The 14,739-nt window shown below is 64.4% G+C and carries 9 protein-coding genes; 7 read left to right on the forward strand and 2 right to left on the reverse strand.

What is annotated here, in order from left to right; all coding sequences use genetic code 11:
- Window positions 1–148: 148 nt before the first annotated feature.
- From AC1RR3_RS33465 to AC1RR3_RS33490, 6 genes are all read left to right on the forward strand, one after another.
- Window positions 149–1,810, forward strand: coding sequence for a class I SAM-dependent DNA methyltransferase (locus AC1RR3_RS33465; RefSeq protein WP_492828723.1), 1,662 nt, complete (start codon window positions 149–151; stop codon window positions 1,808–1,810).
- Window positions 1,803–3,047, forward strand: coding sequence for a restriction endonuclease subunit S (locus tag AC1RR3_RS33470; protein WP_492828725.1), 1,245 nt, complete (start codon window positions 1,803–1,805; stop codon window positions 3,045–3,047). The genes AC1RR3_RS33465 and AC1RR3_RS33470 overlap by 8 nt, the downstream gene beginning before the upstream one ends.
- Entirely contained in the window at window positions 3,044–4,075 is a 1,032-nt protein-coding gene (locus tag AC1RR3_RS33475) for a virulence RhuM family protein (RefSeq protein WP_492828727.1), read from the forward strand. The genes AC1RR3_RS33470 and AC1RR3_RS33475 overlap by 4 nt, the downstream gene beginning before the upstream one ends.
- Window positions 4,072–7,233 (forward strand): type I restriction endonuclease subunit R, encoded by a 3,162-nt coding sequence (locus tag AC1RR3_RS33480; protein ID WP_492828729.1) that lies wholly within the window; start codon window positions 4,072–4,074, stop codon window positions 7,231–7,233. The genes AC1RR3_RS33475 and AC1RR3_RS33480 overlap by 4 nt, the downstream gene beginning before the upstream one ends.
- Before the next feature lie 121 nt (window positions 7,234–7,354).
- Window positions 7,355–8,221 (forward strand): hypothetical protein, encoded by an 867-nt coding sequence (locus AC1RR3_RS33485; protein ID WP_492828730.1) that lies wholly within the window; start codon window positions 7,355–7,357, stop codon window positions 8,219–8,221.
- Window positions 8,222–8,374: 153 nt separating this feature from the next.
- Window positions 8,375–11,191: a beta strand repeat-containing protein gene (locus AC1RR3_RS33490; protein WP_492828732.1), complete on the forward strand. Its 2,817-nt coding sequence runs from the start codon at window positions 8,375–8,377 to the stop codon at window positions 11,189–11,191.
- 55 nt (window positions 11,192–11,246) lie between these two features.
- Here the strand turns inward: AC1RR3_RS33490 and AC1RR3_RS33495 are convergent, their stop codons facing one another.
- Complete coding sequence (locus AC1RR3_RS33495; protein ID WP_492828734.1) at window positions 11,247–12,518, reverse strand: Spy/CpxP family protein refolding chaperone; 1,272 nt, start codon at window positions 12,516–12,518, stop codon at window positions 11,247–11,249.
- Between the two features lie 305 nt (window positions 12,519–12,823).
- Window positions 12,824–13,846, reverse strand: a complete 1,023-nt coding sequence (locus AC1RR3_RS33500) for a LysM peptidoglycan-binding domain-containing protein (RefSeq protein WP_492828735.1) — start codon at window positions 13,844–13,846, stop codon at window positions 12,824–12,826.
- 179 nt (window positions 13,847–14,025) lie between these two features.
- Here AC1RR3_RS33500 and AC1RR3_RS33505 point away from each other — a divergent pair, with 179 nt between their 5' ends.
- The gene (locus AC1RR3_RS33505) at window positions 14,026–14,718 is read left to right on the forward strand and encodes a hypothetical protein (RefSeq protein WP_492828737.1); all 693 of its coding nucleotides are present in this window, start codon (window positions 14,026–14,028) and stop codon (window positions 14,716–14,718) included.
- Window positions 14,719–14,739: the final 21 nt, after the last annotated feature.

A 14,739-nucleotide genomic window follows, 5' to 3' on the forward strand; every position in this document is an offset into this window, starting at 1 on the left:
ACTCATCACATGATGGTCTATCGTGCCGGCGGGGCAGCCAACCCGCCGGATTGCTATCCTGTTGTGATCCAAGCAAAAAAGCTAATGCGCAAGCGTTTGCCCGTGTCGTAATACTGGGCGCACGTTTGACAGGAAAAGACTGGAAGAGATGGCACGGGGTCCGGGGAAGAGCCGAGGGACGAAAGTCGATCGCAATGCTGAAGCGAATGGCAGCGGCGCCTTCGAGGCGAAGCTGTGGGCGGCAGCGGACGCGCTGCGCAACAATATGGATGCGGCCGAGTACAAGCATGTCGTGCTCGGGCTGATCTTCCTCAAATACATCTCTGACGCCTTCGAGGCCAAGCACGGGGAACTCGATGCGCAGCGCGCCCAAGGTGCAGATCCCGAGGATCCCGACGAGTATCGCGCCCAGAATATCTTCTGGGTGCCGCCGGAAGCGCGCTGGAGCTATCTCAAATCGATGGCGCCGCAGCCGACCATCGGCCAGCTCGTCGACGATGCCATGACCGCGATCGAGCGGGACAACACCTCGCTCAAGGGCGTACTGCCGAAGGACTTTGCCCGGCCAGGGCTGGACAAGCAGCGGCTCGGCCAGATCATCAATCTGGTCAGCGACATCGCGCTCGGCGCGCCCGCCGACCGCTCCAAGGACACGCTCGGCCGCGTCTACGAATATTTCCTCTCCCGCTTCGCGAGCGCGGAAGGCAAGAGCGGCGGCCAGTTCTACACGCCATCGCACGTCGTCCGCGTGCTGGTCGAGATGCTGGCGCCCTACAAGGGCCGCGTCTACGACCCCTGCTGCGGCTCCGGCGGCATGTTCGTGCAGAGCGAAAAATTCATCGAGGCCCACGCCGGCAAGCTCGGCGACATTTCAATTTATGGCCAGGAGTCGAACTACACGACGTGGCGGCTCGCCAAGATGAACCTCGCGATCCGCGGCATCGACGCCCAGATCGGCCATGGCGACACCTTCCACACCGACCGCCATCCCGACCTCAAGGCGGACTATGTGCTGGCCAATCCACCGTTCAACGATTCCGACTGGCGCGGCGATCTCCTGAAGGACGACAAGCGCTGGACCTACGGCACGCCGCCCGCAGGCAATGCCAACTTCGCCTGGGTGCAGCACTTCATCCATCATCTCAGCCCGACCGGGCTCGCCGGGTTCGTGCTCGCCAACGGCTCGATGTCGTCCAACACGTCGGGCGAAGGCGATATCCGCAAGGCGATCGTCGAGGCCGATCTGGTCGACTGCATGGTGGCGCTGCCGGGGCAGCTCTTCTATTCGACCCAGATTCCCGTCTGCCTGTGGTTCCTCGCGCGCCACAAGAAGAACGGCCGCTTCCGCGATCGCCGTGGCGAGACGCTGTTCATCGACGCGCGGAAGATGGGGACGCTGACCGATCGCGTACATCGCGAGTTGACCGACGCTGACATCGCGAAGATCGCCGGCGCCTACCATGCGTGGCGCGGCGACCCCGTTGCAGGGCCAAATCTTTCGCATGCCATAGGGGCAGGCCTCGTGCCTGCCCCCGCCGCCGGCACCGCGACCAACAAGGGCGACCACGAGGGTCGCCCCTACGCCGACGTGCCCGGCTTCTGTAAGGCGGCGACGCTGGACGACATCCGCAAGCACGGCCACGTGCTCACGCCGGGACGCTACGTTGGTGCAGCAGCGGCTGAGGAGGACGATGAGCTGTTTGAGGAGAAGATGACGCGGCTGGCGGCTACGTTACGGGAGCAGCAGAAGGAAGCCAAAAAGCTGGATACCGAGATCGCCGCCCACCTGAGGGAGCTCGGGTATGGCTAATATCGCCTGGCAGCAGACTACGTTAGGCGAATTCGTGCGGCTGCAACGGGGTCACGACCTTCCTGAAGCGGATCGACGTTCAGGCAATATACCTGTTATGGGTTCAGCAGGTCGAAATGGCTTTCACAACGTGGCGAGGGCTAAGGGTCCCGGTGTTGTGATCGGACGAAGTGGAGTCGGCTCGATGGGAGTCGTTTCTTATTGCAAGACCGACTATTGGCCGCACAACACCGTGCTGTACGTTACCGATTTCTTGGGTAACGATCCGCGCTTTGCATACTACTTTCTACGTCAGTTGAACCTTCGCCGATTCGATTCGGGAAGCGCTCAAGCTTCTCTCAATCGAAATTATATCTATCCGATTTCTATTCGAATCCCTCGGCCGGATGAACAGTGCGCCATCGCCAATATCCTTGGTGCACTCGACGAAAAGATCGAGCTAAACCGGCGAACAAACGAGACGCTAGAAGCGATAGCGCGGACGCTGTTCAAGTCATGGTTTGTCGATTTTGACCCAGTGAGTGCAAACGCCGACGGACGCCGGTCCGACGTATTGAAACGAATTGGGCCACGCTTTCCCGACTCTTTCGACAAATCCGAGCTGGGAGAAATTCCTGCCGCTTGGAAGGTCAAGGCTATTGCGGACCTCGCCGACATAGCGGGTGGCAGCACTCCTGCCACAGCTGAACCCAGCTACTGGAATGGCGGTCGGCACTTCTGGGCAACCCCTAAGGACCTTTCCTCGCTGAGCGTTCCTGTGCTGCTCGCAACAGAGAGACGCATTACGGATGCTGGACTTGCCCAAATTGGTTCCGGACTGTTGCCCGTCGGAACTGTCCTCTTGTCGTCACGTGCCCCAATTGGGTACTTGGCCATCGCCGAAGTGCCAGTCGCGATAAATCAGGGGTTTATCGCGATGACGCCAAAGCCCGGCGTCTCCAACATATTTCTTCTCCTATGGGCGAGCTCAGCTCACGAGAAGATTGTGGGCCGAGCAAATGGCTCAACGTTCCTCGAAATAAGCAAGGCGAATTTTCGGCCTATTCCCGTAGTCGCACCTCCGCCTGACCTCATGCAAAAGTTCGACGATTTGGTTCGACCGCTCTATGAGAAGATCATCAATAACGCGCGCTCATCACTCACTTTGACCACCCTCCGCGACACCCTCCTTCCAAAGCTCATCTCCGGCGAGCTGCGTGTAAAGGCCGCCGAGAAAATCGTCGAGGCCGTTGCATGAGCGACGTCCCGTCCCGCGGCGAGTTGATCCTCTACCGCACCGAGGACGGGCGCGACACGATTCGGCTGCGGGTGGTGGACGGCACGGTCTGGCTGACACAGGCCGAGATCGCCGGGCTGTTCGACACCACCAAGCAGAACGTCAGCCTGCATCTGAAGAATATCTTCGAAGACGGCGAATTGCTGAGGGATTCAGTTGTCAAGGAATCCTTGATAACTGCCGCCGACGGCAAAGCCTATCTGACCGCGCACTACCATCTCGACGCCATCCTGGCCGTCGGCTACCGGGTCCGCAGCCCGCGGGGCAGCCAGTTCCGCCGCTGGGCGACCACGGTGCTGCGGGAGTTCCTGACCAAAGGTTTCGTGCTCGACGATGCCCGGCTGAAAGAGCCGGGCGGGCTCGACTATTTCGACGAACTGCTGCGGCGCATCCGCGACATCCGCGCCTCGGAGAAGCGGTTCTACCAGAAGGTCCGCGACCTCTTCAAAGCCTCGAGCGTCGACTATGACGGCACCGCCGAGACCGCCAAGGCGTTCTTCGCCACGATCCAGAACAAGCTGGTGTTTGCCGTTACCGGCCGCACCGCCGCCGAGCTGATCGTCGCGCGCGCCGATCCCGCCAAGCCCAACATGGCGCTGACGACATGGGCCGGCGATCGCGTCCGCAAGGCCGACGTCACCGTGTCGAAGAACTATCTCGACGCCGGCGAGATCGAGCAGCTCAACCGTCTGACCACCATGTTCCTCGACTTCGCCGAGGACCGCGCCTCGCGCAGGCAGGAAACCCGGATGGCCGACTGGATCGCGCAGACCGACCGCTTCCTCGTCTTCAACGAACGCGAGGTGCTAAAGGGCAAGGGCCGGATGTCACACGAGCAGATGGAAGGGATCGCCCATTCGCGGTTCGACGCCTTCGAGGCCCGGCGACGCGCCACCGAGGCGATCGAGGCCGATCAGGAGGCCGACGCGGATCTGGCCAGGTTCGAAGCCGAGGCGAGGCGACTGACCAAGCGCGAGCCGGAGACATGAGAACCTTCACCGAATCCGTCGTCGAGGAGGCCGCGCTCGAGTGGCTGGCGCGGCTCGGATATGGGGTGATGCACGGCCCGGACATCGCCGCCGGTGAACCCGCCGCGGAGCGCAGCGATTCCGGCTATCGCGATGTAGTTTTGGAGACGCGGCTACGGGCGGCGCTGGTCCGGCTCAATCCCGACCTTCCGCCCGAAGCGCTCGAGGATGCGCACCGCAAGCTGATGCGGCTCGATGCGCCGTCGCTGATCGAGCGCAACCGCGCGATCCATCGGATGCTGGTCGACGGCATCACGGTCGAATTTCGTCGCAAGGACGGCTCGATCGGCGGCGCGCAAGCCCGCCTGATCGATTTCGACGATCCCGCGCAGAACGACTGGCTCGCGGTGAATCAGTTCGCGGTGGTGGAAGGGCAGCACCTCCGCCGGCCCGACATCGTGCTCTTCGTCAACGGCCTGCCGCTGGCTGTGATCGAATTGAAGAACGCCGCCGACGAGGGCGCCGACGTCTGGGCGGCGTTCCGCCAGCTCCAGACCTATCAGGCGCAGATACCGGGACTGTTTTCGACCAACGTGACGCTGGTCGCGTCCGACGGCCCGCAGGCGCGGATCGGCTCGCTCGGCGCGGGGCGCGAGTGGTTCAAGCCGTGGCGCACCATCACCGGACGCGACGAAGCGGTGAAGCTCGCCGAGTTGCAGGTGGTGCTGGAAGGCGTGTTCGAGCAGCGGCGCTTTCTCGACCTGATCCGCTACTTCGTCGTGTTCGAGGCGCTCGACGGCGGCAAGCTGGTCAAGAAGATGGCCGGTTATCACCAGTTCCACGCCGTCAACGTGGCGCTGGAGGAGACGCTGCGGGCGGCGATCCCCGCGGAGAGCTGGCACAAGTCGCAGGGCTTTACCGAAGCCGAAGAGACCGGCCGCTACGATGCCGGGCCGATGGCCGGCGGCGAGGACGGCGACCATCGCGTCGGCGTGGTCTGGCACACGCAGGGCTCCGGCAAGAGCCTGACCATGGCGTTCTATGCCGGCCGGGTGATCCTGGCGCCCGAGATGGAAAATCCCACCATCGTGGTGCTGACCGACCGCAACGACCTCGACGACCAGCTGTTCGGGACCTTCGCGCGCTGCCGGGACCTGCTGCGGCAGCCGCCGGTGCAGGCGGCCGATCGCGCCGATTTGCGCGCCAAGCTGTCGGTCGCCAGCGGCGGCGTGGTGTTCACAACGATCCAGAAATTCTTTCCGGAGGAGCGCGGCGACCGCCATCCCATCCTGTCGGAGCGGCGCAACATCGTGGTGATTGCCGACGAAGCGCATCGCAGCCAGTATGATTTCATCGACGGTTTTGCGCGCCACATGCGCGACGCACTGCCGCGCGCGTCGTTTATCGGCTTCACCGGGACGCCGATCGAACAGACAGACGCCAATACGCGCGCCGTGTTCGGCGATTACATCAGCGTCTACGATATCCAGCGCGCGGTGATCGACGGCGCCACGGTGCCCATCTATTACGAAAGCCGGCTGGCCAAGCTGGAGCTGAAGGCCTCCGAGCGACCGAACATCGACCCCGAGTTCGAGGAAGCGACCGAAGGCGAAGAGGTCGACCGCAAGGAAAAGCTCAAGAGCAAATGGGCACAGCTCGAAGCGGTTGTCGGCTCGGAAGGCAGGATAGCGCTCGTCGCACGCGACCTTGTCGAGCATTTCGAAACCCGCCTCACCGCCATGGACGGCAAGGCGATGGTGGTGGTGATGAGCCGGCGTATTGCCGTCGCGCTTTATGAGGAGATCGTCAAGCTGCGGCCGGACTGGCACGGCGAGGATGACGACAAGGGAGCGCTCAAGATCATCATGACGGGTTCGGCGTCCGACCCGCTGGAATGGCAGCCGCACATTCGCAGCAAGGCACGGCGTGAGGACATGGCGGAGCGATTCCGCGATTCCAAGGACCCCTTCAAGATCGTGATCGTCCGCGACATGTGGCTGACCGGCTTCGACGCGCCGAGCCTTTCGACCATGTATGTCGACAAGCCGATGCGCGGCCACGGGCTGATGCAGGCGATCGCACGGGTCAACCGGGTGTTTAGGGATAAGCCCGGCGGGCTTGTGGTCGACTATCTCGGCCTTGCCGACGAATTGCGGCGGGCGCTGGTGACCTACACCGAAGCCGGCGGCACGGGACGGACCGCGCTGGATCAGGCAGAAGCGGTCGCCGTGATGCTGGAGAAATACGAGGTCTGCCGCGGCCTTTTCCACAGCTTCAATTGGTCGCATTGGCTGACCGGCAGCGCCGCGCAGAGGGTGACGCTGTTGCCAGCGGCGCAGGAACATATCCTCGCGCAGGAGGATGGCAAGAGCCGGCTGATGCAGGCGGTCAGCGAGCTGTCGCAATCGTTTGCCCTGGCGGTGCCGCACGCGGAGGCGTTGCGCATCCGCGACGATGTCGGTTTCTTCCAGGCAGTGAGGGCCGTGCTCGCCAAGAACGAGCCGGGCGAACGCAAGAGCAGTGAAGACCTCGACCACGCCATCCGGCAGATCATCTCCAAGGCGATGGTTTCGGACGAGGTGGTCGATATCTTCGCCGCGGCCGGGCTGAAGAAGCCGGACATATCGATCCTGTCCGACGAATTCCTGGCCGAGGTTCGCGGCATGCCGCAGCGGAATCTGGCGGTCGAGTTGCTGCAGAAGCTGCTGAAGGGCGAGATCAAAATTCGCTCTCGCCGCAACGTCGTGCAGGCGCGCGCATTTTCCGAGATGCTGGAGCAAGCCCTCCGCCGCTACCAGAATCGCGCGATCGAGACAGCAAAGGTGATTGAAGAGCTCATCCAGCTCGCCAAGGACATGCGTCAGGCCGCGCAGCGGGGAGAGAACCTGGGATTGACCGACGACGAGGTCGCTTTCTATGATGCCCTCGAAACCAACGACAGCGCAGTGAAGGTATTGGGGGACGACGCACTTCGTACCATCGCGCGCGAACTCGTCGCCACAGTTCGCGCGAACGTCACGATCGACTGGACCGTGCGCGACAATGTCCGCGCGCAACTCCGCGTGCTGGTGAAGCGGATCCTTCGCAAATACGGCTATCCGCCGGACCTTCAGGAGAAAGCAACCCAAACGGTACTCGAGCAGGCCGAAGCGCTTTCGGAGGGATGGGCGGCTGCTTGACGGGACGGCGTCAGGCAATTCCCACGTGCAATTCCCCCACACCTGCCACGAACCACATCCCTCCTCCCCGCGACTAACCATCGCCTCAACGACGAGGCTTGTTTTCGGATGGGAGACGATCGTGGCGCTTGCCTTGCCTTCGCGTGCGTATGATTTGCAGATGCTGGACCGGCCCGCCGATCGCGCGCGTGACCAGGGCTGGGTCTATGGGCTGCCGCCGGGCATCAGCAGCGAGCAATGGCCGCTCGATCCCGTCACCGGCTTTCCGTTGATGCATGGTTTTACGCTGAAGCTGCCGGAGGATTATCGCGTGCATGGCGAAGACATCGTCGCGGTGTCGTTCTTCGCCACGGCGCCCGATCACAATGACGGCGGCGCGCCTGACGACCCTGAAATCCGCGAGGCCGTGGCGGCGCGGCCCGCGCATCCTCGCCTGTCGCGCATGACCGACATTCTCGACTATGAATATGCCGCGTTGCTGCTGACCAGGAGCGAATACGAGGGCGCGTTCGCGACGCCACCCGCGCCGCTTCCGCTCGCGACGGCCGACCGGCCGCGCTGGCTCGACGTTGGCGGCGCCAATGCCTTCTTCGAGGCCGCCGCGCCTTACGCGAAGAAGATGTTTGCCACCCCGCCGCGCGCCGATCTCACCGAGACCCGCGCGATCTCGCTAACGCCGCGCGCTGATGATCCCAATGCCGGCAGGGGTCCGCAGGACGAGCACACCAGGCGCAACGCGCCGACCGGCTACCAGCCTTACTACTATTATGTCGGCGGCGTGCCGAGCCGCGACAATTTCCGCCTGCATGATTGGGGCAAGCACCACGCGCACAACCATCTCGGCGGCACCATGCGGCCGTGCCAGGCGGTGCCGGAGATGAGCCCGTTCTACATCGAGTTCGAGGAATATCTTGGTGGCTACAATTTCGGCGGCGGCAATGCGCAGCTCGACTTCAAGGATATGAAGTTCGACTGGGCGTGCGGGTAGCACAGCCGAGACTCCGTCCGAACCGCGATCACCGGACGCGATCCACAGCGCGTCATCCCATCGTCATCTCCTCCCGATACCGCTCTCGTCCCACGAACATTCTTGGCGCCGCCTGCCGGCCTCGCATTTTTGGGATACCTCAGGGAGGGGATCATGGCTTCTTTCACCGTGGCAAGCGGTTCCACCGTCACGTCCGCGAAGACCGTCAGCGGCACCGATACCGGAATCATCGAGACCGGCGGCACGCTCTCCGACACCACCGACATCACCTGGACCGGCGGCTCGGCCGGCCAGACCGTGGTGATCGACAATGCCGGCACGATCTCGGCGACGACGCGCGGGATCGACACCAAGGGCTCGTTCACATCAGGCAATTTCACCTTCACCAACGAGGCCGGCGCCAAGCTGATCACCGGCGACGACGCGTTTCGCATCAACACCGCACTCTCCACCGGCACGATCACGGTGGACAATTCCGGCACCATCGTCTCCGGCACGGTGGATTCGAGCGGCAACATCGTCGCGGGTTCGAGCGGCCAGGCGCTCGACTTCGCCGCGATCGTCTCGGCAACCGAGGTGATCAACATCACCAACCACACCGGCGCCGTGATCGGCGCCTCCGGCAATGATGCGATCCGCCCCGGCGCCGGCATCATCACCATCGACAATGACGGGCTGATCGACGCGACCGCCTCGGCCAGCCGCGCGATCAATCTGAACACGTCGAACCTTTCGAACATCACCTCGTTCACGCTGGACAACGAGCAGCACGGCACGATCCAGTCGCAGGGCGATGCGGTGCGCATCACGGCCTCGACATTGACCCCATCAGCCACATACTCCGTCACGGTCGACAATGCCGGCACCATCCAGTCGACGGGATCGGGCGCGAGCAACGGCCAGGCGATCGATTTCACCGATCTGGTCTCGACCAGCGGCAGCATCCACCTCACCAACCAGGCGACCGGCCTGATCCAGGCGGCCGATGCCGATGCGATCCGCGGCGGCGTCAACATGGTGATCGACAATTACGGCAAGGTGTTCGGCGGCAATTCGGGCGGCGACACCAATGACGGCGTCGACTTCCAGGGCAATGGCGGGGGCGTCGTCAACAACCACAAGGACGGCACCATCGAGGGCACACGTCACGGCATCACCGGCGACGCACCCGTCACCGTCAACAATGACGGCACGATCACCGGGGACCTCGGCAGCGGCATCAACCTGGACACGCCCAGCCTGTCGATGACGTCAGTGACCAATCACGGCACCATCACCGGCACCGGCGGCTATCTCGCCGGCGTCGCCGTGGACGGCGACGGCATCGACGTGGACGGTCTTTTGACGCTCGACAATTTCGGCACCATCCGGGCCACCGGCGTGCATGTCGTCGAGGCCGACGGCACGATCGACCTTCAGGAAGCCATCACCATCGGCGGCGGCACGATCATCAACGAGACCGGCGGCGTGATCACCAGCTTCGAGCGCGCGATCACCGTCAACGACAGCGACGGCACCGGCGGGCCCAATGGCAGCAACGGCAGCAATGGGGGCAATGGCTGGGCGCCCACGACGATCGAGAATTGGGGCCTCATCCACGGCGGCAATGGCGAGGCCATCTCCATCACCGATACCTTCGCGGACACCATCACCAACCACGGCACGATCGAGGGCAGCGTCGCCCTCGGAGGCGGCAACGACATTGTGAACGACTACACCGGCTCGACCTTCACAAGCACGATCGACGGCGGCGACGGCACCGACACGTTCAACCTGCTCGGCAACGGCTCCGGCACGCTGGCCCATGCGGTGAATTTCGAGGTGCTCGACGTCAAGGGCGGCAATTGGAGCGTCACCGACGCCGAAGGCTTCGCCTCAGGCATCACCATCGATTCCGGCGCAAGGCTCGCGATCGCCGACGGCGGCTCGCTGACGGGCGCCATCACGGACAACGGCATCTTCGCGTCCACCCATTCCGACGTCTTCACGTTCAGCGCGACGATCTCCGGCAGCGGCTCGTTCGACCAGGCCGGCACCGGCACCACGATACTCAACCAGAGCAACAGCTATGGCGGCGGCACGTCGCTGCATGCCGGCACGCTGGAGCTCGCGGCGCTGGATGCGGCCGGCACCGGCGCGATCACCTTCGAGGACGGCGCGCAGACGCTCAAGATCGACAAGGCGGCGCTGGACCACGGCCATCTCGACAACACCATCGAAGGTTTTGGCGTCGGCGACACCATCGACCTCGCCGGCATCGGCAAGGCGACGCAGGTGTCGCTGTCGGCCGACAACGTCCTCACCATCACCGGCGGCAAGTCCGGCACGATCACGCTGCAGCTCGACTCGCATGCCTATGCCTCGGGATTGAACTTCCAGCTTTCTTCCGACGGCCAAGGCGGCACCAAGATCACCGCCGTCGCCGACAATCTGGTCGACGACACCGACGGCAACAATCTTCTGATTGCGAAACTGTTCAGCTCCGTCGGCAGCTTCCTCGACGGCAAGGGCGGCAACGACATCCTGATCGGCGGCCAGCACTCCGACGTGCTCAATGGCGGCGGCGGCAACGACCTGCTCTATGCCGGCGCCGGCGCGGATCAGTTCCGCTTCAACGGCACCGATCAGGCCGCGGGCCAGCACGCCACCGATACGGTGTTCGACCTCAATTTTGGCAAGGGCGACGCGCTGGTGTTCTACGACTACGACGCCGGCACCTTCGCTTCATCCGGCGCGCATCCCGCGACCGTGCTCGACACCGGCGAAGGCGCCGGCTCCGGCACGGTGGTGAAGTCGATGGCGGCGCTGGTCGATCTCGTCAAGGATTCCGCCGACGTCACCGCCCATCGCGGCGGCTTCAATGACCTCGTGATCGACATCAGCCAGAGCAATGGCAGCCACGAAACGGTCGTGCTCGATCATCAATGGCAAGCCTATTCGCTGGCTTCGGGCGGACATTTCTTCAGCTAGAGGCTCAATCCGGCCGGAGAGCGCGTGAACGCGCTTTCCGGTCACTCTCTACCGCTCACGCCCCGCGCTTCGGCCCGATCGCCTCGAAGCCCGCCTTCTGCTCGTCGCTTAAGTCAGCTTCGAAATCGTCGACCGCATCGCCGACGCTTCTGACGGCTTGCAGCATCGTCTCCAGCCGCGTCTTCACGTCCGTGAGGCGGGCCTGCGGTGTCGCGGCGGGCTTGGTCGGGCAGGCGCTCAGCGTCTCCATCGTGCGCAGTGCGGTGTCCTGGAGCACATCGAGCCGGGCGCGGGCGGTGTCGTCGAGCTTGAGAGTGGACGCGATGTCATTGGCGGGCCATTGCTGCTGCACGAGCTGTTCGTACTGGCGCTGCAGCTGAACGTCATAGCGCGGATCGCTGTTCGGATCGCAGCCGCTTGATGCCCGCGCATCCTTGTGCTGGCCGGCTGCAAGCGCGGCGCGACGGTCCCTCGCGAGCGCGTCGAGTTTCGTCTTCTGATCCTCGTCGAGGAGACCTTCGAATTTCGCCAGCGGTGGCGCGAGCGCGTCCGTAGCCTTGATCATGGCTTCGATGCGCGTGCGCATCAGGCCGAGGCGCTCCGCTGCAGTCGCAGGGACGTTTGACGGGCAGGCCGCGCGAATGCTGTCGCGGGCCGCGTTCCAGGCGGCGCTGAGCTCGTCGAGTGCGGTGCGCTGCAACTCATTCGGCTGCACGGCGACGGCGATGCGATCCGCGGGGAAGCCGGCGGGATCGCTGACATCGCAGATGTCTTGCGCGGACGGGATTTTGCGCGCGCGCCTGCCCTGCGGCGCGGTGTAGGCGGCGAACTCACTGGCGGCATAGGGCGCGAAGATCGCGGCGTAGATGTCGCCATAGCCATAGAGCGAGATGGCGGTCGTATCGCCGAGGATGATTGCATTGGTGAGATCGTCATGGGCGAACGGCCAGAACACTGGGCCGGCCCAGCCATAGCTGCCGTCAGGGTGGCGCCACCAGCCCTGCGGACGGCGGCCGCCGCGCCAGCCCGACAGCGCCGCTTGTGCGGTGAGCGCGGCGCGCAGGATCATGGGATTGGATAGTTGATCGCGCTCGGTACCGCGGGGATCCTGCGACCGCAACGCGGCGGAACGGTATCGCCCGCCCCGCACCGCCATGCGGGCATGGCGCAGGCGCGACAGGCCGATCACGTGGCCAACGGCGAACCGCGCGACGCCGAGCGGTCCGCCGCGAATCCCGAACTGGGCCTCGGCCTTGTCAGGCAGCAACACTGCTGCAATCACGAGGGTGGCGCCGGCGAGCGCGATGCCGATCCGTGATCCCGACATGATCGCTGACCTCTCCACCTTGGCCCTCCTCCAGCGCCAAGCGCGCAACGCGTCGCATCGGGATGACGCATGAGGGGAACAAAGGTTCCGGGGATGCGGGGGTCAAAGCGTCGCGGGAGCTTGGCCTGCATGGTTCGAGACGCCCGCATTGGCGGGCTCCTCACCATGAGGGGTCTGAGATCTCGCCGCAAAACGCGACCTCATCCTGAGGGCCGCCGCAGGCGGGCGCCTCGAAGGATGGACCACAAGCGATCTTCTCGCCGCGTTCTTCTTTCTATCCGGGAGGCCTCGGCCGTGCGCCGCGCTCACTCCGTCTTCTGCGGCAGCACAAAGGTCTGGCCGGGATAGATCAGGTTCGGGTTGTGGATCTTCTCGCGGTTGGCGTTGAGGATCACGGCGTAGCGGGCGCCGTCGCCATAGGCGAGCCGGCTGAGCGCCCACAGACTGTCGCCGCGGGCGATCACCCGGCTGCCGCCCGCCTCCGCCGGCGTACCGGTGAGGATTTCTGCCGGCGAAGCCGATGCGACCGTCGTGGCTGCAGACGCGGCAGGTACTCTCGCCATGGCCCTTGGCTTTGGTGTTCCCATCAATCTGGGCCGGGTCGCGGACCTGTCAGGCGCCGAGGCCAGACGCGGCGCTGGCAGGGATGCCACGACATCCGACTTGTCGTCGGGCTTCGCGGCGGGCGCGGCGACACGCGCGGGTGGCGGCGCCGCCTCCGCGATCGTCACCGGCATGGTGCGGCTGGACTGCACAACCGTGCCGTCAGGCGCCTTGGCGCGCAGCGTCAGCTCGTAGCTGCCGGCGGGAAGTTTTGGCGGCGTCATGACGAACTGGCCCGACGCATCAGCCACCACCGTGTCCAGCGGCTTGCCGTCGCGCAGCAGCTCGACCTTCGCGCCCGGCGCGGCCTGGCCCGCGATCACTGCCGCCTCGCCATGATCGTCGATGCGGGCGACGTCGAACTTCGGACCGGGATCGGTCGCAGCCACCGGCGGCTTGACCGGCGCGAGATCAGCGAGCGCGGCCGTGACCTGCTTCTGCGTCTCGGCCAATGGACTAGCCGGCTTCGGCTGGGTGACAGGTGCCGGGGATGGCGCAGGTTGCGCTGCGGCGAGCTTCGGTTGTTCGGATTTCGTCTCAGTTTTGGCTTCAGCCTTGGGCTCAGCCTTAGCCTCGGGCTTGGGCTCGGGCTTGGCCGCAACTGCAATCTCGGTGCCGGTCCCGCCGGGCAGCAGGCGGCGCAGCTCGGTGGGGCCGATCACCAGCACGGTGCCGACCACCGCGAGCAGACAGAACGCAATGAAGGCCTTGGATGCGGTCATCATCAGAAACGGACCCTAAGTCGCAAATCAACCGATGGCGGCAGCCTGCGCCGATTTGGCTACGGCAGCAAGACGGCCGATCGGATGATCGCCCCCTGCGCTGCCGCGGATGAACCGGCGCGGCCCCCTCGGCGTCAAATGATCGAAGCCGCATCGCGGCCTATTTTTTGAGGATTTTTCCCGTGACCGCTTTTGTCCGTCCAGCCCGATGGCTGGCGCTCGCCTTGACGCTCGCCGCCTCCCCCGCACTCGCCGGCTCCGGCCCGCCGCCGGGGTTCGTCCTCACCGACAATGCCGACCTCGCCTTCACCTCGCCCGACGGCGCCACCAGGCTCGAGCAGTACATGAAGGACAGCGGGGATTTCGACGTCAAATGGCAGGTCTGGGCGCGGCGCGGCGACCAGATGACGGAGCTGAAGCCCGAGCAGGGCTATGGCGCCGGCTTCCGCTTCACCAGCGACTCGCAATGGCTGGTGCGGATGCAGAAGACCGGCTCAGGCGAGCAGGACCTGTTCCTCTACCATGTCGAGAACGGCGCCTTCGTGAATGCGACGAAGACATCGCTCAGCGATCTCGCCTGGGACTATTTCCACAGCCGGCCGGACACGAAGAGGATGAAGCTCGACTACCACATCTCGGCCAATCTGATGAAGGGCACCGAAGATGCCTATCGCTGGCTCGGCGTCGACTGGCCCAACAACCGCTACCTCCTGATCTCGCTGTCGGGCGAGATGGACAAGCATCCGAAGAACGTCGCCGTGAAGGGATTGGCGGACTGGAAATGTCGTTATGACCTCAAGACCGGCAAGTTCGACGTGCCGGCGATGTTCGCCAAGGGCAATGCGGAAGCGCTGAACTGGGAGATCAGGCGGTGAGCGCTGGCGCTGGAGAACCAA

It is taken from the genome of Bradyrhizobium sp. GW821-FHT13H05 (assembly GCF_058804065.1).